This window comes from Pseudactinotalea sp. Z1732 (assembly GCF_049724975.1).
Lineage (GTDB): Bacteria > Actinomycetota > Actinomycetes > Actinomycetales > Beutenbergiaceae > CALKWS01.
In genome coordinates this window covers 277,169-296,958 of sequence record NZ_JBMPQC010000003.1, presented here as the reverse complement: position 1 = coordinate 296,958, position 19,790 = coordinate 277,169, and the positions used below count along the sequence as shown (strand labels likewise).

Annotated in this window: 15 protein-coding genes; 8 read left to right on the top strand and 7 right to left on the bottom strand. The window is 70.0% G+C overall.

The genetic code is table 11. The annotated features are described in order from the left end of the window. Nucleotides 1-63 precede the first annotated feature (63 nt). The 7 genes from rhaI (at nt 64) to ACPL7H_RS08620 (ending at nt 10,043) form a co-directional block, all read left to right on the top strand. On the top strand, nt 64-1,242 hold the full coding sequence (rhaI, locus tag ACPL7H_RS08650; RefSeq protein WP_424796548.1) for an L-rhamnose isomerase: 1,179 nt from the start codon (nt 64-66) through the stop codon (nt 1,240-1,242). Further along, complete coding sequence (locus ACPL7H_RS08645) at nt 1,242-3,290, top strand: bifunctional aldolase/short-chain dehydrogenase (RefSeq protein ID WP_424796547.1); 2,049 nt, start codon at nt 1,242-1,244, stop codon at nt 3,288-3,290. Before rhaI ends, ACPL7H_RS08645 begins: the two co-directional genes overlap by 1 nt. 19 nt (nt 3,291-3,309) lie before the next feature. After that, nucleotides 3,310-4,839, top strand: a complete 1,530-nt coding sequence (locus ACPL7H_RS08640) for a rhamnulokinase (protein WP_424796546.1) — start codon at nt 3,310-3,312, stop codon at nt 4,837-4,839. An 85-nt stretch (nt 4,840-4,924) separates the two neighbouring features. After that, nucleotides 4,925-5,284: an L-rhamnose mutarotase gene (locus tag ACPL7H_RS08635; protein WP_424796545.1), complete on the top strand. Its 360-nt coding sequence runs from the start codon at nt 4,925-4,927 to the stop codon at nt 5,282-5,284. Nucleotides 5,285-5,721: 437 nt separating this feature from the next. Then, complete coding sequence (locus ACPL7H_RS08630) at nt 5,722-6,762, top strand: hypothetical protein (RefSeq protein ID WP_424796544.1); 1,041 nt, start codon at nt 5,722-5,724, stop codon at nt 6,760-6,762. Nucleotides 6,763-7,015: 253 nt separating this feature from the next. Beyond that, complete coding sequence (locus tag ACPL7H_RS08625) at nt 7,016-7,783, top strand: 3-ketoacyl-ACP reductase (RefSeq protein ID WP_424796543.1); 768 nt, start codon at nt 7,016-7,018, stop codon at nt 7,781-7,783. Nucleotides 7,784-7,880: 97 nt separating this feature from the next. Then, nucleotides 7,881-10,043, top strand: a complete 2,163-nt coding sequence (locus ACPL7H_RS08620) for an FAD-binding protein (protein ID WP_424796542.1) — start codon at nt 7,881-7,883, stop codon at nt 10,041-10,043. A 205-nt stretch (nt 10,044-10,248) separates the two neighbouring features. On the opposite strand, the gene ACPL7H_RS08615 is transcribed toward ACPL7H_RS08620, so the two are convergent. From ACPL7H_RS08615 to ACPL7H_RS08595, 5 genes are all read right to left on the bottom strand, one after another. Continuing rightward, nucleotides 10,249-11,601 (bottom strand): PQQ-binding-like beta-propeller repeat protein, encoded by a 1,353-nt coding sequence (locus tag ACPL7H_RS08615; protein ID WP_424796541.1) that lies wholly within the window; start codon nt 11,599-11,601, stop codon nt 10,249-10,251. Further along, the gene (locus tag ACPL7H_RS08610; RefSeq protein ID WP_424796540.1) at nt 11,601-12,881 is read right to left on the bottom strand and encodes a PQQ-binding-like beta-propeller repeat protein; all 1,281 of its coding nucleotides are present in this window, start codon (nt 12,879-12,881) and stop codon (nt 11,601-11,603) included. Before ACPL7H_RS08610 ends, ACPL7H_RS08615 begins: the two co-directional genes overlap by 1 nt. Nucleotides 12,882-13,057: 176 nt before the next feature. Continuing rightward, nucleotides 13,058-13,930 carry a sugar phosphate isomerase/epimerase family protein gene (locus ACPL7H_RS08605; protein WP_424796539.1) on the bottom strand — a complete coding sequence of 291 codons (873 nt, stop codon included), beginning with the start codon at nt 13,928-13,930 and terminating at the stop codon, nt 13,058-13,060. A gap of 82 nt (nt 13,931-14,012) precedes the next feature. Continuing rightward, nucleotides 14,013-15,176 carry a Gfo/Idh/MocA family protein gene (locus ACPL7H_RS08600; protein WP_424796538.1) on the bottom strand — a complete coding sequence of 388 codons (1,164 nt, stop codon included), beginning with the start codon at nt 15,174-15,176 and terminating at the stop codon, nt 14,013-14,015. Nucleotides 15,177-15,283: 107 nt separating this feature from the next. Continuing rightward, nucleotides 15,284-16,414 carry a LacI family DNA-binding transcriptional regulator gene (locus ACPL7H_RS08595; RefSeq protein ID WP_424796537.1) on the bottom strand — a complete coding sequence of 377 codons (1,131 nt, stop codon included), beginning with the start codon at nt 16,412-16,414 and terminating at the stop codon, nt 15,284-15,286. Nucleotides 16,415-16,700: 286 nt separating this feature from the next. Here ACPL7H_RS08595 and ACPL7H_RS08590 point away from each other — a divergent pair, with 286 nt between their 5' ends. Beyond that, a complete protein-coding gene (locus ACPL7H_RS08590; protein ID WP_424796536.1) occupies nt 16,701-17,681 on the top strand; it encodes a LacI family DNA-binding transcriptional regulator in 981 nt (326 codons plus the stop codon). A 23-nt stretch (nt 17,682-17,704) separates the two neighbouring features. On the opposite strand, the gene ACPL7H_RS08585 is transcribed toward ACPL7H_RS08590, so the two are convergent. Together ACPL7H_RS08585 and glpK are read right to left on the bottom strand one after the other, a co-directional pair. Further along, on the bottom strand, nt 17,705-18,247 hold the full coding sequence (locus ACPL7H_RS08585) for a methyltransferase family protein (RefSeq protein ID WP_424796535.1): 543 nt from the start codon (nt 18,245-18,247) through the stop codon (nt 17,705-17,707). Continuing rightward, nucleotides 18,240-19,760, bottom strand: coding sequence for a glycerol kinase GlpK (gene glpK, locus ACPL7H_RS08580; RefSeq protein WP_424796534.1), 1,521 nt, complete (start codon nt 19,758-19,760; stop codon nt 18,240-18,242). Before glpK ends, ACPL7H_RS08585 begins: the two co-directional genes overlap by 8 nt. Nucleotides 19,761-19,790: the final 30 nt, after the last annotated feature.

Sequence of the window (19,790 nt, the reverse complement as noted above, 5' to 3'; positions counted from 1 at the left end):
TTCATAGGCTGACGGGCGCATGGGCCGACGGCCTGGGGCTCCGGAATTAATGAGGATTCGGTGATGAACGACCAGTCGAGTAGGCAGAGCGCCGCGACGGCGGCACTGTCCGAGCAAACCGTGGAACTGCCCTCCTGGGCGTTCGGCAACTCAGGGACCCGGTTCCGCGTATTCACCACCGAGGGTGTTCCGCGGGATCCCTACGAGAAGATTGCCGACGCCGCCCAGGTGCACAAGTACACCGGCATCACGCCTCGGGTGTCGCTGCACATCCCGTGGGACCTGGTCGATGACTTCTCCGATCTGGCCCGCCATGCCGATGACCACGGCCTGACCATCGGCATGATCAACGCCAACCTCTTCCAGGACGCCGACTTCCGGCTCTCCTCGCTGACCCACTCCGATGAGCGCATCCGGCGCAAGGCCATCGACCACCACATGCAGTGCCTGGACGTGATGCGGGCCACGGGCTCGAAGGAGCTCAAACTCTGGCTCCCGGACGGTACCAACTATGCCGGCCAGGACTCCCTGCGGGCCCGCCAGGACCGCCTGGCCGAGTCCCTGGCCGAAATCTACGCCGCGATGGACTCCGACCACACGTTGGTGCTGGAGTACAAGTTCTTCGAGCCGGCGTTCTACTCCACCGATATCCCGGACTGGGGCACCGCCCTGTTGCACTGCCTGGCCCTGGGCGAGCGCGCCACCGTGGTGCTGGACACCGGGCACCACGCACCGGGGACCAACATCGAGTTCATCGTGATGCAACTGCTGCGCCAGGGTCGCCTGGGTGCCTTCGACTTCAACTCACGCTTCTACGCCGACGACGATCTGATGGTCGGCTCCGCGGACCCGTTCCAACTGTTCCGGATCATGCACGAGATCGTCCAGGCCGATGCGCTCAAGCCCGAAGCGGGGGTGAACTTCATGCTTGATCAGTGCCACAACATCGAGGAGAAGATTCCTGGCCAGATCCGCTCGGTGATGAACGTCCAGGAGGCTACCGCCAAGGCGCTCTTGGTGGACTCCGAGGCACTCACAGCGGCCCAACAGGCCCAGGACGTACTCGGAGCCCACGGGGTGCTGATGGATGCCTACAACACCGACGTGCGCCCGATGCTCGCCGAACTACGCGCCGGCCAGGGCCTGGACCCCGACCCGATGGCGGCCTTCGCCGCCTCTGGCTATGCCGCCGAGGTCGCGGCCGCACGGGTGGGCGGGACGCAGGCAGGATGGGGGGCCTGATGGGTACCGTCGACGATCTGGTCGCGCGGTCCAACCGGCTCGGTTCGGACCCGCGGATCACCAACTACGCCGGTGGCAACACCTCCGCCAAGGCTTCGGCACCGGACCCGGTCACCGGTGACGACGTGGAGCTGCTGTGGGTCAAGGGCTCCGGCGGTGACCTGGGCACGCTGACCAAGAGCAACCTGGCAGTGCTGCGAATGGACCGCCTGCGCGCCCTGCCGCAGGTGTATCCGGGCGTGGACCGTGAGGATGAGATGGTCGCCGCGTTCGACTACTGCCTGCACGGCAAGGGCGGGGCTGCGCCTTCGATCGACACCGCGATGCACGCCCTGGTGGAGGCCGACCACGTGGACCACCTGCATCCCGACGCCGGCATCGCCGTGGCCACCGCGGTGGACGGGGAGGACCTCACCCGTCGCATCTACGGCGACGAGGTGGTCTGGGTGCCCTGGCGCCGCCCGGGATTCCAGCTCGGCCTGGACATCGCCGCGATCAAGGAGGAGAACCCGCAGGCGATCGGCTGCATCCTGGGCGGGCACGGTATCACCGCCTGGGGCGAAACCTCCGACCAGGTCGAGGAGCGTTCCCTGAAGATCATCCGGATGGCCGAGGAGTACATCGAGCAGGCCACGGCGGACCTGGCCGGACGCGACGAGCACCCCTTCGGGGCCCAGCGCCCGGGATATGAACCGTTGGCACCGGAGCAGCGCCGTGCGCGCGCGGCCGCGCTGGCACCGGTGATCCGGGGCATCGCCTCGGCCGACCGGCCGCAGGTCGGCCACTTCACCGACTCCGACGTGGTGCTGGAGTTCCTGGCCCGGGACAAACTCACCGCGCTGGCCGAACTGGGCACCTCCTGCCCCGATCACTTCCTTCGCACCAAGGTCAAGCCGCTGGTGCTCGACCTTCCCGCGGAGGCGCCGCTGGAGCAGGCCGTCGAGCGGTTGCACGAACTGCACGCTGCCTACCGCGAGGACTACGCCGGGTATTACCAGCGGCACGCCGATGCCGACTCCCCGGCGATGCGAGGGGCGGACCCGGCGATCGTGCTGGTGCCCGGGGTGGGGATGTTCTCCTTCGGAAAGGACAAGCAGACTGCCCGCGTGGCCGGGGAGTTCTACGTCAACGCCATCAACGTGATGCGCGGCGCCGAGGCGATCTCCACCTACGCGCCGATCGATGAATCCGAGAAGTTCCGCATCGAGTACTGGGCGCTGGAGGAAGCCAAGCTTCAGCGCATGCCCAAGCCCAAAACGCTCGCCACCCGCATCGGTCTGGTCACCGGAGGCGCCTCGGGCATCGGCAAGGCGATCGCCCAGCGACTCGTGGCCGAGGGCGCCTGCGTCGTCATCGCCGACCGCGACGCCGAAGCAGCACAGGATCTGGCGACCGAACTCGGTGGCCCGGACGTGGCCGTGGCCGTAGCCGCCGACGTCACCGAAGAGGACGCCGTGGCCGACCTGATCGGCCAGGCCGCCCTGGCCTTCGGGGGCGTGGACCTGGTGGTCAACAACGCCGGGCTGTCCATCTCCAAGCCGCTGCTGGAGACCACTGCAGCGGACTGGGACACCCAGCACGACGTGATGGCCCGGGGGTCCTTCCTCGTCTCCCGTGAGGCGGCCCGGGCGATGATCGCCCAGGGGATCGGTGGGGACATCATCTACATCGCCTCCAAGAACGCGGTGTTCGCCGGCCCGAACAACATCGCCTACTCCGCCACCAAGGCCGACCAGGCCCACCAGGTACGCCTGCTCGCTGCCGAACTGGGCGAGCACGGGATCCGCGTCAACGGCATCAATCCCGACGGAGTGGTGCGCGGCAGCGGCATCTTCGCCGGCGGCTGGGGTGCCCAGCGCGCGGCGGTGTACGGGGTCCCCGAGTCCGAGCTCGGCGCCTACTACGCCCAGCGCACCCTGCTGAAGCGCGAGGTGCTGCCCGAGCATGTGGCCGCGGCGGTCGCCGCCCTCACCGGCGCCGACCTGTCCCAGACCACCGGCCTGCACATCCCGGTCGATTCCGGGGTGGCTGCGGCGTTCCTGCGCTGAATCGCGCCCGGGGGTAGTGATGACCAGCACGCCGGCGGTACCGGCATTCGCGGCGGTCGACCTGGGGGCATCCTCGGGGAGGGTGATCCGGGCCGAGATCACCGGCACCTCCGATCGCCCACAGGTCAAGATGCGCCAGGTGGCGCGCTTCCCCAACGAGGCACGGTATGACTCCACCGGCGTGCTGCGCTGGGACCTGGAGGGACTGTACGAGCAGATCCTGTCGGGCCTGCGGGCGGCGGGCGACGATGGCCCACTGCTCGGTATCGGGATCGACTCCTGGGCGGTGGACTACGGACTGATCGACGACGACGGTGCCCTGCTGGCACAACCGGTCGCCTATCGCGATGCTCGGGGCGGGCAGGCCGTGTCAGAGGTGCACGCGCTGGCCGACCCGGGTGAGTTGTACGCGATCTCCGGGATCGCCCATCAGCCGTTCAACACGATCTTCCAGCTCGCAGCGGAGAAGCGCACCGGTCTGCTCGCCGCACCCACGTCGTCGTCCACCCCGCTCCCGGCCCGGGCGCTGCTACTGCCGGACCTGCTCGGCTACCGGCTCACCGGAGTGCAGGCCAGCGAGACGACGAACGCCTCCACCACCGGGTTGTTGGACCAGGACGGGCCGGCTTGGTCGGCTGATCTGCTCGGTCGACTGGGCCTGCCGACCGATCTGTTCCCACCCCTGGTCGAACCCGGCCACGTGCTCGGGCCGTTGACCGAGCAGGCCCAGCAGACGACGGGGCTGGGCCCGGTGCCGGTGATCGCGGTGGGATCCCACGACACCGCCTCGGCAGTGGCCGGCATCCCGGCCACCAGTTCCGACTTCGCCTACATCTCCTGCGGCACGTGGTCTCTGGTCGGGGTGGAGGTGGGCGAGCCGGTGCTCACCGAGACTGCCCGGGAGGCCAACTTCACCAACGAACTCGGATTGGACGGCCGGGTGCGCTTCCTGCGCAACGTGATGGGATTGTGGCTGCTGCAGGAGAGTCAGCGGATCTGGGCCGGGGCGGGTGAGGATGCGGACTTGACCCGCCTGCTCGACGCGGCCGCCCGGGCCGAGCCGCTCCGCACCCTGATCGACGCCGACGATCCGGCGTTCCTGCCCCCGGGCGACATGCCCGAACGGATCCGTGCTCACGCCGTCGAGCGGGGCGAACCGGATCCGGTCAGCCCGGCGCAGATCACCCGTACGGTGCTGGACTCGCTGGCCCTGGCCTATCGCCGCAGTGTGCGCGCGGCGGTCGAGTTGACCTCCCGCCCGGTGCGCCGGGTGCACCTGGTGGGTGGTGGTTCCCGGAACGCGCTGCTGTGCCAGTTGGCTGCCGACGCGACCGGGCTGCCGGTAGTGGCCGGCCCGGCCGAGTCCACCGCCCTGGGGAACGTGGTGGCGCAGGCCCGCGCCGTGGGGGTGCTCGAGGGGACTCTGGAGGACCTGCGCAGCGTGGTTGCCGCGAGCGTGTCCACCGCGACCTACAACCCGGCCCCGGGGGCGGCCGAGCGTTGGGGCCGGGCGGAGCAACGGCTGCCGCCCTCGACCTCGCGCACCTGAGCCACGCCCAGCCCACGCAGAAGCCCGCCGAACTCCCACCAACCCACGCCCGACCCACGCCAACCCACGTTCAAGGAGATCCGCGATGACCCGCTACTGCTTCACCTCCCGCGTGCGCCCGGACCGGTTGGATGAGTACCGCCGCGCTCATGCCGCCGTCTGGCCGGACATGCTCGCGGCGCTGCGAGACTCCGGGTGGCGCAACTACTCGCTCTACCTGTCGCAGGACGGTCTGCTGGTGGGTCACTTCGAGTCCGAGGATTATCGTGCCGCCCAGGAGGCGATGGCCGCCACCGAGGTGAACGGGCGCTGGCAGGCCGCGATGAGCGAGTTCTTCGTCGACTCCGGCAACCCCGATGAGGGTTTCGTTCTCCTCGAGGAGGTCTTCCACCTCGAGGACCAACTCGCTGCCGCCGGCCTGAGCACCACGCCCGCCGGCGACTGAACCGCACGCACGCCATCGCCCGCCGCCCACCCCACACCCGCCACACCCACCATCCGCTCGCTTGGGGTTGACCCCGGTTTCCGGTCACTGACCAGAAACCGGGGTCAACCCCACGGCAGCCGCCCACCCGGCAGCCGCCCCACCCGGCAGCCGCCCCACCCGGCAGCCGCCCCACCCGGCAGCCGCCCCACCCCCACCCGGGCGGCGGCGCTGACGTCGCGGCGAATGCCGCGAAGTAGCGGAACCTCTCCGGCGAACTCGATCCATATGCCGCGCAGTCGCCTCCGGATCGGTGGGCTGGTGGTGGGCCGGTGGGGTGGCGGCGGCGGGTTGAGGGGTGGCGATCTCGGCTCAGCGGGGTGGGGATAGGGAAAGGGTGTCCACAGCGGGCGGGCGGTTCATCGCCCGCCTGCGCACGACCGGCGAGGCTGCCAGTCATGGAACGCCTACGAGGGCCCGGACCGCCGTCCCTTCCGCGCGTCATGCTCCGATCCGAACTGGGGAAGGCCGACCTCGCCGACCTGCTCAGTGCCGGCACCATCGCCCGGGTGCGCCACGGTGCCTACATGGTGGTGGATCAGGCACTGACGGAACCGTGGGCGACGCGGCAGCAGTACGCCCTGGCGCGCTGCGTCGCGGTAGTCCGGGCTTCCGCCGAGCCACGCATCCTCAGTCACGAGAGCGCGGCGCTGCTGCACGGATGTCCGCTCTGGCGGACGCCCGAACGGGTCCATCTGATCCAGCCCACGCGTCACGGCGCGAGACGAGCACCCGACGTGCTCCGGCACACGGTCGATCTGGAGCCTTCCGATGTCACCACGATCAACGGGTTGGCGGTCACCACCCTGCAGCGCACCGTGCTCGACTGTGCCAGGACGCTGCACGCACGCGACGCGCTGGTGGTCGCTGACAGTGCGCTGCGGCTCCTTGCGAAGCCGGATCGCTGGCGGCGTGCGGAATCGCAGGAGCGGATGGAGGGGATCCGTGCGGAACTGTGCGAGCGCCTCGCATCAGGTCGCGCACGCCGTGGCCGGGTCCGGGCCAGGGCGGTGCTGTCGGCTGCCAACGGCTTCGCGGAGTCCCCGGGTGAATCGGTGCTGCGCTGGATCGCCGTCTCCCGGGACATCGGTCGGCCGGTCGCTCAGTTCCGAACTCAGACTGATCGCGGCACCTACTTCAGCGATCTGGCCTGGTGCTACCGCCGAAGGTCCGGCGGCGGTACAGAGCGCTGGGTCGTTCATGCCGAGTTCGACGGGAGGATCAAGTACCACGCAGAAACGCCAGACGGCGGTGCCGAGGCCGTGGTCGAGGAGAAACTCCGAGAGGACGCCATCCGGGAGGCCGGAGGGGTGGTGTTGAGGTTCGTCTCCGAGGATCTGCATCGCCCGGACGCGACCGCTGAGCGCCTGGTCCGCGCGATGCCCGCCCGACTGATGCGTGGCGCTCGTGCCGTACCGGGCCTGTACCTGCCCGAGTGATCGCCAGGGAGGCGTTGAGGTCGCGGCAAGTGGATTGAGTGAGCGGAATCTTCTGGGAGCACTCAGTCCAGAAGCCGCGTAGTCAGCATGGTTCCCAGGGGCCGGAAAGCGCTTGCCGGATCTGGTGTCGTCAGGCATGATGGGCCTACCGGTTGCGCCGTGCTGCGCGCGGACCCAGCGCAGATCCACCAGGGTGATCCTGTGCCGCCCTGATCCGGCCTCCGGGCCCCAGCCCCAACCCAAGGAGGAACGCGTGAGTAAAGTGGCACTGGTCACCGGTGGCAACCGGGGCATCGGGCAGGGGATCACCCGGGCTCTGCTGGCCGAGGGTTACGCCGTGGCCATCCTGGCCACCCGTGAGGAGCCGGCGGACCTGATGGCCGAACTGCGCGAGTTGGGGCAGGTCTCTTACACCCGCGGCTCGGTAGCGGACCTGGAGGACCACCGCCGCTACGTCGATGACGCGCTGGAGCGCTGGGGCCGCATCGACCTGCTGGTCAACAACGCCGGGGTGGCTCCCCAGGTGCGCGACGACATCGTGGTGGCCACACCGGAGAGTTACGACCGGGTAATGGACATCAACCTGCGTGGCCCCTACTTCCTGACCCAGATGGTCGCCGCCGAGATGATCGAGCGCCGCGAGGGTGAGCCGGGCGACCAGGTGCACGGCACCATCATCAACGTCTCCTCCACCTCCGCGGTGACGGTCTCGACCAACCGCGGCGAGTACTGCATCTCCAAGGCAGGCATGGCGATGACCACCCAGCTCTGGGCCGCCCGCCTGGCTCCGGAGGGGATCATGGTCTACGAGGTTCGTCCCGGCGTGATCGCCACCGACATGACCGCCGGTGTGAAGGAGAAGTACGACGCGCAGTTCGCCGGCGGGCTCGCCCCCATCCCCAGGTGGGGCACCCCCGCCGACGTTGCCGGCGCCGTCGTCCAACTCGCTGCCGCCCGCATGCCCTACTCCACCGGCGACATCATCAACGTCGACGGCGGCATGCACATCCCCCGGCTCTGAACCGGTAGCGGAACCGCCCGCCGAACCCCGCGCCCACCCCACAAGCCCGCGCCGATACGTCACCGCGACCCCGGCGCCGACCCTGACAAGGAACCTCATGCCCATCGCCGATGCCGACTCCGCGCCCACCCAGACCATCGCCGGCCAGCAGGTTCCGGTGGTCAGCACCAACACGGTGGTGGTGGGCACCGGCTCGGCCGGTTTCGCTGCCGCCGACCGGCTCTGGGAGTTCGGCCAGGACGACGTCATCATGGTGACCGACAAGGTCGGCGCCGGGGCCAGTCGCAACGCGGGCTCGGACAAGCAGACCTACTACAAACTCTCCCTCTCCGGAGAAGAGGCCGACTCGGTGCACGAGATGGCCAGGACGCTGTTCGCCGGTGGGGCGATGGACGGCGACAACGCCCTGGCCGAAGCCGCCCTGTCCGCCCGGGCGTTCCTGCGCCTGTGCGATCTGGGTGTGCCGTTCCCACAGTCCCGGTCCGGGGAGTTCGTCGGCTACAAGACCGACCACGACCCGCGCCGCCGAGGCACGTCGGTGGGTCCTTACACCTCCCGGTCCATGGTGGAGCAACTCGAGAAGAAGGTCGCCCGCAACGGCACCGACATCTACGACAACTGCCGTGTGGTCGACCTGATCGTCGATGACACCACGGACGAGGGCCCCCGGATCGCCGGCCTGTTGTTGCTGCGCACCGACGTTCCGCACGACGGCGAGCGCAGCCCTTACCTGCTGATCCGGTGCACCAACATCGTCTACGCCACCGGCGGCCCGGCCGGGATCTACGCAACCAGGGTCTTCCCCAACGGCCAGTGGGGCGCCTCCGGTGCCGCCTACCGCGGTGGGGTGCGCGGCAAGGGTGTGACCGAGTGGCAGTTCGGCCTGGCCTCGATCAAGCCGCGCTGGAACGTCTCGGGAACCTACATGCAGGTGGTGCCCCGGTTCGTCTCCACCGATGCCGAGGGCAACGACGAGCGCGAGTTCCTCACCGAGACCATCCCCGACTACGGCCGGCTGATCTCGCTGGTGTTCCTCAAGGGCTATCAGTGGCCCTTCGACGTGCGCAAGGCCACCGAGGGGTCTTCCCTGATCGACCTGCTCGTCTACCGCGAGACCGTGCTGCGCGGGCGCCGGGTGTTCCTGGACTTCCGCTCCAACCCGGTGCGGGAGACGTTCGAACACAGCGAGCTGGACCCCGAGCCGTTCGAGTACCTGGAGAAGGCCGGGGTGCTGTTCGGCACCCCGATCGAGCGGTTGCGCAAGATGAACGAGCCTGCCTACCAGTTCTACCTGGACAAGAACCCGTACGTGGACCTCGAGAAGGAGATGCTCGAGGTGGACGTGTGCGCCCAGCACAACAACGGCGGGCTCAGCGTGGACGGCTGGTGGCAGTCCAACGTGTCCGGCTTCTTCCCGGTGGGGGAGGCCGGCGGTGCCCACGGGGTGTACCGGCCCGGTGGTTCCGCACTGAACTCCGGGCAGGTCGGGGCCACCCGGGCGGCCCAGTTCATCGCCGCCCGGCGCACCCAGGACCCGGTCGCCGAACCGACCTTTTCCGCTGCCGCCGAGGCTGTCCTGACCGACGCCACGGACCTCGTCGCCGCTGCCGCCGAGCGTGCCCGCTCGGGTCTGACGGACAACACCGGGACGATGCTCACCGCGGTGCAGGAGTTGATGAGCGCCAAGGCCGGGCCGGTACGCTCGGCCGAGTCGATCGACGAGGCACTGCAGCAGGTGCACCAGTGGCTGACTGAGTACGGTGAGACGATCAGTGCCGATTCCACCTCACGCCGGTCGGTGAACCGCACCTTCCTGGTCCGCGACATCCTCACCACCGCCTATGTGTACCTGTCGGCGATGGCCGACTACGTGGGCAAGGGTGGGCGCTCACGCGGCTCGGTCCTGTACACCGACCCGGGCGGCCACCTGCCCAAGGTCGGCTACGGCACGAACGCCGATGAGGAGCTGGACCTGCCCGAACTCTTCCGTTTCAGTCTGGACGAGGGTGCGCTGGCCGATCAGGTCCAGGAGGTCGCCTGGCTCGCCCCCGATGGCGCACCGGCGCCCGTGGGCCACAACGGCCTGGACCGGCCCGAGGACGACGGCGGGGGAGACTGGGCTCAGATCGTCCAGCGCGAGGAGACCGACCCCGCCGGACGGCCGTTGTTCCGTTGGCGTCCGGTGCGGCCGATCCCGGCTGACGACGACTTCTTCGAGAACGTCTGGCGCGACTTCCGCGAGCACGGCAACATCTACTGACCACCCGGCGGCCGTGTTGGTGAGACCGGCCGATCGTCCGTGAGACCGAAGCGTTGCGGGGTGCGGTCTCACCGCACCCGACCGGTCTCACCCCACCCGCCTGCAGGCTGCGGTCTCAGCGCTGGGCAACGCCCCGGGGCACAGCCGGGCGACGCCCCCGGGGCGCTGGCGGGGAACTGGCGGGGGCGCTGGCCCGGGGGCGAGGTCAGGCCAGGGACCACATGGACAGCCCGGCGGTGGTCACCACCAGGAGACGGCCCTCGTAGGTCCGCTCGGTACGCACCAGTGCGTCCGGGCCCTCAACGCCGGTGACCTCGAAGAGCAATTCCCCGGTTCGCACATCAACCCCGCTCAGGACCTGCCGCCCGGAGGCGGAGTCGAGGGAGAGCAGCGTGCGGCCGTCGCTGAGCGATCGCCACGCCACCAGCGGCACCTGTTCGCGCCAGACCTGTGCGCCGGTGCGCTCATCGAGCGCGGCGGTCGTGGTGCCCTCCTGCACCAGGACCAGGCCGCCCACCCGTGCCAGGACCGCCGTCATCCCGGAGGTGGATCGGCTCCAGTAGATGTGGTCGGGGCGGCGGTGGGAGAGGGCCTGTAGTTCCCCGTGCGCCAGGTGCAGGGAGACATCGGACATCAGGTCCTCGTCCACGACCAGGTAGTGACTCCACTGGCTGCGTGCCTCGCTGAGTGCTCCCTCGGCATTGAGGTAGCGGAACTCGCTCCCGTCCTCGGCCACCAGCAACCACGGGTTCGCGGCGTCGGCGGGCGGGCGGCCGACCCAGAGGTCACCGATCTCCTCGGCCACCTGCCCGTCGGCCGCGTTGCGAACGGCGAACGAGGGAACCGAGGGCCCCCCTAGCCCCATCCCGACCATGACGTAGCCCCCGGTGGTGCCCAGCAGGGTCAGCAGCGCGGGAACGTACCAGGCGCCGACGAAGCCGAGGTCAACCGACCAACGCCGGGTACCACTGGAATCCTCCCGCTCCAGGAACGTGCGCTCACCCTCCTGACGCAGGCTGAGCACGTCGCCATCGACGTCCAGCGCGGCGAGAGTGCCCGGCCGGTCCTGGCGCATGATCTCCCCGGCCAGGGCATCGATCCGGATCAACTCGGCCTGCGCGGCCTCACCGCTGACGCACAAAACGTCGCCGTCGGGTTCGCCCTGGTGGCAGCGCAGGTGCCGGCCCTCGGCCTGCCAGAGCTCGGCCCCATCGGCCACGGCGAAGCCGTGCACGCGGGAGCGATTGGCCAGAATCGCCGTCTCCGGGCCCAGCCACACATCGTGCGGGTCGCTCATATCGACCTGCAGCGGGGTGTACCACTGCTCCGTCGGGGTGGCGATGTGCTCGACGATCCCGGTCCGCCAGTCTGGAGGCGGACGTTCGGCGAGCGCGATACCGGCCAGCACCAGGACGACGGCGACCGCCACCCATGGCAGGGGACCGGACAGCCCGGGGCGGGTTCTCGAAGCGCCCTGGGTGTCACCTCCCGGCAGGCGCGGATCGAGCGGCGCCGAGGCGGCGACCTCGAGGTCGAACTCCTCCGCTCGGGCGCGCATCAGGCACTCCCCAGGGACCACACCGACAGGTCGAAGGCGGTGAAGACCGCCAGGTGCGACTCGTTGACGTCGTAACTGAAATGACGGGATTCGGCGAGCGGTATCTCCCAGGTGACCTCACCGGTGCGCGTGTCGAACCCGGTCAGGACCGAGACGTCCTCGCCGGTCACGTGGCCCAACGTGGTGTCGGCACCCAGGCACGGGCACCGGGGCATCTCCCCGGGGCGGGTCCACCGCAGAGTGCCCTCCTCGGCGTCCAGGCCGTACCAGGAGCCGCCGGACCAGCCCACCATCGTCCCGGCCAGGCGGGCGTGGGCGATCGCCCCGGACTGTTCGGTGCTGAAGGACCAGGTCTGCTCGCCGGTGGCGGCCGACAGCGCCCGTAGGTCGCCGGTGCTGTCAGAGAAGACAAGGTCCGAACCGGGGTCGTCATCCACACGGAGCAACCCCGACTCCTCACTGACCGTGGTGGGGCGGCCGGACCGGTCGTAGAGCGTGACCTCGTTGTCCCGGCGCACCAACCATTCGCCGTCGTGATTCACACGCACGGCCTCAGTCTCCTCGTGAGGGGTCCCGTCCGCGAGGTCCAGCGCCAGGTCGAGTCCGGCGCCATCGGCCACGCGCGGGGCCTGGATCAGCACCAGATCATCGAGCACGGCCATGGAGACCGCGCCGAGGTCGGCTTCGGGTGCGCCGGGTACACGGTGGGTCCAACGATGTTCCCCGGAATCGCCCGAGCGCATCACGCTGATCGCCTCGGCATCGGAGTACACGGTGATGTGTCCGCCGTCGTGGGGGAGTGCGGCCTCGAGCCCGGGTTGCACGGTGCGGCCGGTCTCGCCGGAGGCCATCGTCATCTCGATCAGTTCCGATCGGGCCCCCTGTCGGCTCACGCACGCGATGTCGGCCTCCTCCCGTCCGCACTGCATCTGTGGGGCCCGCACCTCCCAGACCACGTCGCCGGCGTCCAGGTCCACACCCCGGACGAGGGTGGGGCTGGCCGCGACCACCCGGTTCTCACCGAGCCAGACGTGCCCGTCAGAGGACCCTCCGGCCTGGATCGGCAGGTGCCACTGCAGTTGCGGCTCGGATTCGAGAGAGGCGACGAGGCCGCGCTCACCCGGTTCGGGGGTGGGGGCGAGCACGACGCCGATGGCGACGAGCACGAGCCCGAGCAGGAAGAAGCCGACGGCGGAACGGGCCGGGCGGGCTGGCTGCGGCGGTGACGTGGCGGCCGGAGGAGGAGCTTCGACATCGAATTCCTCATCCGGGCGGGTCATGGGGCGATTGTGTCAAATCGTCCGACGGCGCATGCCGGGCCGCCCATGGGGCCCGCGCCGTATCCGGGTGGGTGGTGGCACCGGCCGGTCGCCTACGGACGGCGGGCTGCGCCGTCGTCGGGGGTGGTGGCACCGGCCGGTCGCCTACGGAGCGCGGGCTGCGCCGTTGTCGGCCCTTACAGGTGGGGTGCCACCAGTTGGGTGTAGCGCCGGGCCATGGTGGCCACGGTCCGCGCGCCCGGAGCGGCCCAGATGTCGGCGTTGAAGATCTCCACTTCGACATCCCCGGTGTAGCCGGCCTCGGAGACCCATGAGGTGATGGTGGGGAAGTCGACGTACCCATCGCCCATGAAGCCGCGGGACAGCAGCGTGTCCGCGGCCAGTGGCAGGATCCAGTCGCACACCTGGTAGGAGGCGATCCTGCCGGCGGCGCCGGCGCGGTTGATCTGCTCGCGCAGGTCCGGGTCCCACCACACGTGGTAGGTGTCCACCACCACCCCGACGGTCTCGGCCGGGAACGGCTCGGCCATGTCCAGGCACTGCTTCAGGGTGGTCAGCACCGCCCGGTCCGCAGCGAAGATCGGGTGCAGGGGTTCCAGCACCAGGCGCACGTCATGCTCGGCGGCGAAGGGCGCCAGTTCGGCGATCCGCTCAGCCACCCGCGTGCGTGCGGCGACGATGTCCTTGTCCCCGTCCGGGCGTGCCGGCCCGCCGGGTTCGGTGGCGGCGTCCAGGCCGCCGACCACCATGACCAACTCCCGGGTGCCCAGGGTCGCGGCCTCCTCGATCGCGGCGCGGTTGTCCTGCAGTGCTGCGGCGATTCCCTCGGGCTCGGCGGTGCTGAGGAACCCGCCCCGGCACAGTGATGACACTCGGAGGCCGGCCTCCTTCACGATCCGGGCCGACTCGTCAAGCCCGGTCTCGGCGACCCGGTCCCGCCACAGCCCGACCGCGCCCAGGCCGGCCTCGGTGGCCACCTGCACGGCCTCCGGCAACGTCAGCGCCTTGGTGGTGGCGGTGTTCAGGGACAACCGGGACAGATCAGCCATGTGTTCCTCCATCGCCACGCTCGCTGCGGGCTCGGCTCGTGTGTGGTGCCGTGCCGGCGGGGTCCGCCCGCCGGCGGGGTGATCAGAGTTCGATCGGGGAGAGTTCCACTCGCTTGCCCTGTGCGCTGGAGGCCAGGCCGGCCTCGGCCAGTTGGACGCCGCGGGCGGCCGAGAGCAGGTCGTAGCGGTGCTCACGGCCGGCAAGGACGTCGCGCAGGAACTCCTCCCACTGCACCTTGAAGCCGTTGTCGAGGTCGGCGTTGTCGGGCACCTCCAGCCACTGGTCCCGGAAGGACTCGGTGACCGGCAGATCGGGGTTCCACACGGGCTTGGGGGTGTGGGCGCGCTGCTGGGCCACGCACTTGCGCAGTCCCGCCACGGCCGAGCCGTGGGTGCCGTCCACCTGGAACTCCACCAACTCGTCCCGGTAGACCCGCACCGCCCAGGAGGAGTTGATCTGGGCCAGGATCGGGTCACCGTCGGGGGAGGTGACCTCGAAGAACCCGTAGGCGGCGTCGTCGGCGGTGGCGTCATAGGCCTGCCCCTGCTCGTCCCAGCGGGTGGGGATGTGGGTGACGGTCTTGGCGGTGACGGCGTCCACGGTGCCCAGGATGCCCTCGAGCACGTAGTTCCAGTGGCAGAACATGTCGGTGGTGATGCCGCCGCCGTCCTCGGTGCGGTAGTTCCAGGAGGGTCGCTGGGCGGTCTGGTGGTCACCCTCGAAGACCCAGTACCCGAACTCACCGCGCATGGACAGGATCCGGCCGAAGAACCCCTCCTGCACCAGTCGGCGCAGTTTCACCAGGCCGGGCAGGTACAACTTGTCATGGACGACGCCGGCGGTCACCCCGGTGGCATTGCGCACCCGGGCGAGTTCGATCGCCTCTTCGAGGGTCTCGGCGGTGGGCTTCTCGGTGAAGATGTGCTTGCCGGTCTTCATCGCCGCGGTCAGCGCTGCGTAGCGACGGGAGGTGACCTGGGAGTCGAAGTAGATGTCGATGCTGGGGTCGGCGATCACCGCGTCGACGTCGGTGGTGTAGTGCTGCACGTCGTGCTCGCGGGCGATCTCGGCCAGGGCGTGCTCGCGCCGGCCCACCAGGATCGGTTCCACCTGGACCTTGGTGCCATCGTCCAGCACCACCCCGCCGGCGTCCCGGATCGGTAGGATCGAGCGCAGCAGGTGCTGGCGGTATCCCATCCGTCCAGTGATGCCGTTCATGGCGATACGCAGGGTGGTGGTGCTCATTGATGCCTCCCGGTCGATGCGCAGTACCATGTGCGGAATGCGCTTTCCGCAGAGCGTACGCGGGCTGGGTCAACCCCGTCAAGGCACCGATCCGGCTGCGCGGGTGCTCAGGTCTTCAGGCGCGACGGGGTGGAGTCCCGCAGCACCACGGTGCCGCGCACGCGCACGTGGCGGATTCCGTCCTCGCCGGTCTGCGTGGTCACCTCGGGGTCGCCCTCACGGTCGGCATCCGCGTGCTGCCCGGCATCGCTCAACGGGAGGCCCAGGGCGAGCTGGGTGGCCAGCACTCCGGCCTGGTGCAACGGCACTCGCACGGTGCTCAACGAGGGAGTCACGTCGCGCAACGTGGCGATGTCGTCGAATCCCGCTACACCCACATCGGCGCCCACTCGCAAGCCGGCATCGCGGGCCGCGGCCATCGCCCCCACCGCCATCACGTCGTTGACGGCGAACACCGCATCCACCTCGGGGCCACGCAGGTCGACCCGCTCGATGAGTTCGGTCATCGCCGCGTACCCACCGTCGCGGGTGAAGGCCGAAGCGACCACATACTGGGGTGCCCCGGCTTCCGCCTCGGTCGCGTCGTCATCCCTGCCTGTCAGGCCGGAGGTGAAACCCCGAAGTCGTTCCCGGGCGGTCAGATGCCCGGGCGGGCCGGCCAGCACCGCGAAGGAGTGGTACCCCCGCGCCACCAGCGCGGCAGCCAGATCGGCGGCGCCGCTGACGTTGTCGATCGCGACGGTGTCCGCCTCGAGCACCGGTTGGCTGACCATCGCCACCGCGCCCCCGCCGGCCCGGTAGGCGGCCAGCGCCGCCCCCAGTCGCGCGTGCATCAGATCATCATCGTGGCGGCCACCGGCAATCACGATCGCCCGGGCGCGCTGGCGGTGCAGCACCCCGACCAGGGCGAGTTCGCGTTCGGGGTCGTGCTGGGTGTTGCCGAGCGTGACCATCAGGTCCGACCGCTCGGCGGCGGCGCCGACACCGGAGGCGATCGCGGAGAAGTAGGGGTCGGCGATGTCGTGCACGATCAGACCGAGCGCGGTGGTGCGGCCCCGGGCCATCGCCTGGGCATTGGCATCGGGCAGATAGTTCAGTTCTGCGGCGGCGGCCAGCACCCGCTCGCGCAGTTCCGGACGCACCGTGCGCGTCGCGCTGCCATTGATCGCCCTGGAGGCAGTGGCGAGGGAGACGTCGGCAGCGCGAGCGACGTCCGCAAGGGTGACGGAACCGGCCATGGAGCACAGGGTAAGCGCTTGCACGCCCGGGTGGGAGACTTGCCGCCATTTCGCAGTTGCGAGTTTCGCCCGGGCGGACCCGGCCCGAGCATCGGCGCAGGCGCCCTCGCCCCGGTGCAGCGGGCTCCGGAAACCCGACACCTGCTCCGGCTCCGGGCGCTACCGTAGGGCCAACATGCCGGCCCATGCCCACTGCCACCTGTCTCGGTGGTGGCCGCCGGAAGACTCGTGTCCATCGGGGGTGCCGGGAGCGCGCGTGGCGAGTAGACGCAGGACTGGAGGGGACGTGGTCACGATCCGGGAGGTGGCCCGTCGGGCCGGGGTCTCCATCGCGACCGTGTCGCGCTCGCTGAACAACCAGGACCGGGTGAGCGCCGCAACCCGCGAGCGGGTCCTGACTGCGGCTGCAGAGCTGGACTACCGGCCCTCGCAGGCGGCCCGGGGCCTGGTCACCGGCCGGCTCGACACCGTCGGTGTGGTGCTACCCGATGTCACCAACGGCTTCTTCACCCCGATCCTGGCCGGTATCGAGCAGTACGCCCAGGAGCGCGGGCTGGGCGTGCTGCTGGCGGACTCGCGCGAGGATGCCAACGCCGAGCGGGAGCTGGTGCGTCGGATGAGTCAACTGGTGGACGGGGTGGTGCTGGTGGCTTCCCGGCTGCCCGACGACGAGATCCTGGAGTTCGTCCAGATCCGGCCCACGGTGCTGGCCGGCCGGGTGGTGGAGGGCGTGGACGCGATCGCGGTGGACTCCGGGGTGGGCACCGACCAGATCCTGACCCACCTGGCCGAGCTGGGTCACCGGGACGTGCTGTACCTACACGGCCCGCGTCAGTCCTGGGCGGGCGAGCGCCGGGTGGCCGCGGTGCGCCAGGCGGCCGAGCGTCTGGGTGTGCGCCTACAGGAGAGCGAACCGATGGCCCCCAACTTCGCGGCGGGACGGGCCGCCACCGAGTACGTGCTGGCCCAGCAGGTGACGGCGGTGATCGCCTACGACGACCTGATCGCCTGGGGCCTGCTCACCGGCCTGGAGGACGCCGGAATCGCCGTTCCCGAGCGGCTCAGCGTGGCCGGGTGCGACGACGCCTTACAGGCCGGGATGTCCCGCCCTGCCCTGACCACGGTCACCGCAGACCTGGACCGGATCGGGACCACTGCGGCAGAACTGCTGTTCGACCGGATCGCCGATCCCGGCGCCCCGGTCCGGACCTCGGTGCTCGGCTCGGCGGCAGTGCTCCGTGCTTCCACGGGGCCGGTGCCGGTCTGACCTGACTGCGCCGGCCGCGCGACCTACCTGCTGTCGTGGCTCACGCACGCGGGCACCAGAGCCGGCACGGCGTCGCGGTAACGGGTGTATCGCCTTCCGAACCTCTGGCTCAGGTAGGTCTCCTCCGGCTCGATCACCCAGCGCCGCAGTGCTCCCAGCACGGCGGGGAGCGCGAGCAGCGGCCACAGCGATCCGAGCCGCAGGCTCACGCCCAGGTAGATGAGGAGGTCAGCGGCGTATATCGGGTTGCGCACGTGCGCGTAGGGCCCGGAGGTGACCAGTTCATCGACGCGTGCCCAGGGCACCACGGTGGTGTGATGGCGCCGCATCGTCCAGAAAGCCGACAGCATCAAACCCAGGCCGGCTGCGGCCAGTAGCGCGCCGGCGAACCGCTCCCGACGGCTCGCTCGGGGCGAACCGACGCCCCCGCGCCGAGCCGGCAGCGGTCGGCGCCGGTGCATCAGCGCGGCCAGAGCCAGCGGCACCCCGAACAGCGCTGGCGGCAGCACCCGCACGTGTGCACCGGAGGTGTCCAGCCACCGCGACTCCTGCCGTTGCTCAGTCATCGCCGGTGTCCTCATCCACCCAGTCGAAGGTGCGAGTGACCGCCTTCTTCCAGTTCCGGTACAGACGCTCGCGCTCATCGGCGTCCAGAGTGGGGCTCCAGCGCCGTCCCTCGGCCCAGTTGTCGATCACGTCCTGCTCACCGGACCAGAAGCCCACCGCGATCCCGGCGGCGGAGGCCGCGCCCAGGGCGGTGGTCTCCGAAACCTGGGGCCGCACCACGTCCACACCCAGGATGTCGGCCTGGAACTGCATCAGCATCTCGTTGCCGACCATGCCGCCGTCCACCCGCAACTCGGTCAGTTCCACCCCGGAGTCGGCGTTCATCGCCTCCAGCACCTCGCGGGTCTGGTAGGCGGTGGACTCCAGCGTGGCCCGGGCCAGGTGGCCCTTGCCCACGTACCTGGTCAGGCCCACCAGGGCACCGCGGGCGTCGGGGCGCCAGTACGGGGCGAACAGCCCGGAGAAGGCCGGAACGAAGTAGGCCCCGCCGTTGTCGGGGACGGTGGCGGCCAACTCCTCCACCTCTGCGGCGGTCTCGATCAACCCCAGGTTGTCGCGCAGCCACTGCACCAGAGATCCGGTCACCGCGATGGAACCCTCCAGTGCGTACACCGGGGCGTTGTCACCGATGCGGTAGGCCACCGTGGTGAGCAGGCCGTTCTCGGAACTGATGGCCTCTGCCCCGGTGTTCAACAGCATGAAGTTGCCGGTGCCGTAGGTGTTCTTGGCGTCGCCGGTCTCGAAGCACGCCTGCCCGAAGGTGGCCGCCTGCTGGTCACCGAGGATCCCGGCGATCGGGACCCCTGGCACCCCGGAGTCGTCATGACCGGTGCCGTAGACCTCGGCGGAGGACCGGATCCGGGGCAGCATCGAGGTCGGGATGCCCATCTCCGCTGCGACGTCACCGTCCCACTCCAGGGTGTGCAGGTCCATCAGCAGCGTGCGTGAGGCGTTGGTGACGTCGGTGACGTGCAGCCCACCGGAGGCGCCACCGGTCATGTTCCAGAGCAGCCAGGAGTCGGTGTTGCCGAAGAGGAGATCACCGGCCTCCGCCCGGGCGCGGGTGCCGTCGACGTTGTCCAGGATCCACTTCACCTTCGGCCCGGAGAAGTACGTCGCCAACGGCAGACCGGTGGTCTCCCGGTACCGGCCCGGCCCCTGGGCTCCGCCGAGCTCGTCCACGATCCGCTGGGTACGCGTGTCCTGCCAGACGATGGCGTTGTGCACGGGTTCGCCGGTGTGCTTGTCCCAGACCACCACGGTCTCGCGCTGGTTGGTGATGCCCACCGCGGCGAGGTCGTTCGCGCGCAGGTCGGCCTTGGCCAGGGCCTGCGCGATGACCTCGCCGGTGTTGTGCAGGATCTCGTTCGGGTCGTGCTCCACCCAGCCGGCGCGAGGCAGGATCTGCTGGTGTTCGAGTTGGCCGCCGGCCACGATCCGGCCGCTGTGGTCGAAGACGATCGCGCGGGTGCTGGTGGTGCCCTGATCGATTGCGAGGACGTGCTCGGCCATGAACCTACCTTTCGCTCGAGAAGCCCACAG

What these genes read in the sequence shown, in the direction of transcription:
- ACPL7H_RS08610 (WP_424796540.1), bottom strand. Translation starts at nt 12,881, where the DNA reads ATGACCCGCCCGGATGAGGAATTCGATGTCGAAGCTCCTCCTCCGGCC.
- glpK (WP_424796534.1), bottom strand. Translation starts at nt 19,760, where the DNA reads ATGGCCGAGCACGTCCTCGCAATCGATCAGGGCACCACCAGCACCCGC.
- ACPL7H_RS08615 (WP_424796541.1), bottom strand. Translation starts at nt 11,601, where the DNA reads ATGCGCGCCCGAGCGGAGGAGTTCGACCTCGAGGTCGCCGCCTCGGCG.
- ACPL7H_RS08640 (WP_424796546.1), top strand. Translation starts at nt 3,310, where the DNA reads ATGACCAGCACGCCGGCGGTACCGGCATTCGCGGCGGTCGACCTGGGG.
- rhaI (WP_424796548.1), top strand. Translation starts at nt 64, where the DNA reads ATGAACGACCAGTCGAGTAGGCAGAGCGCCGCGACGGCGGCACTGTCC.
- ACPL7H_RS08635 (WP_424796545.1), top strand. Translation starts at nt 4,925, where the DNA reads ATGACCCGCTACTGCTTCACCTCCCGCGTGCGCCCGGACCGGTTGGAT.
- ACPL7H_RS08645 (WP_424796547.1), top strand. Translation starts at nt 1,242, where the DNA reads ATGGGTACCGTCGACGATCTGGTCGCGCGGTCCAACCGGCTCGGTTCG.
- ACPL7H_RS08630 (WP_424796544.1), top strand. Translation starts at nt 5,722, where the DNA reads ATGGAACGCCTACGAGGGCCCGGACCGCCGTCCCTTCCGCGCGTCATG.
- ACPL7H_RS08585 (WP_424796535.1), bottom strand. Translation starts at nt 18,247, where the DNA reads ATGACTGAGCAACGGCAGGAGTCGCGGTGGCTGGACACCTCCGGTGCA.
- ACPL7H_RS08605 (WP_424796539.1), bottom strand. Translation starts at nt 13,930, where the DNA reads ATGGCTGATCTGTCCCGGTTGTCCCTGAACACCGCCACCACCAAGGCG.
- ACPL7H_RS08595 (WP_424796537.1), bottom strand. Translation starts at nt 16,414, where the DNA reads ATGGCCGGTTCCGTCACCCTTGCGGACGTCGCTCGCGCTGCCGACGTC.
- ACPL7H_RS08600 (WP_424796538.1), bottom strand. Translation starts at nt 15,176, where the DNA reads ATGAGCACCACCACCCTGCGTATCGCCATGAACGGCATCACTGGACGG.
- ACPL7H_RS08620 (WP_424796542.1), top strand. Translation starts at nt 7,881, where the DNA reads ATGCCCATCGCCGATGCCGACTCCGCGCCCACCCAGACCATCGCCGGC.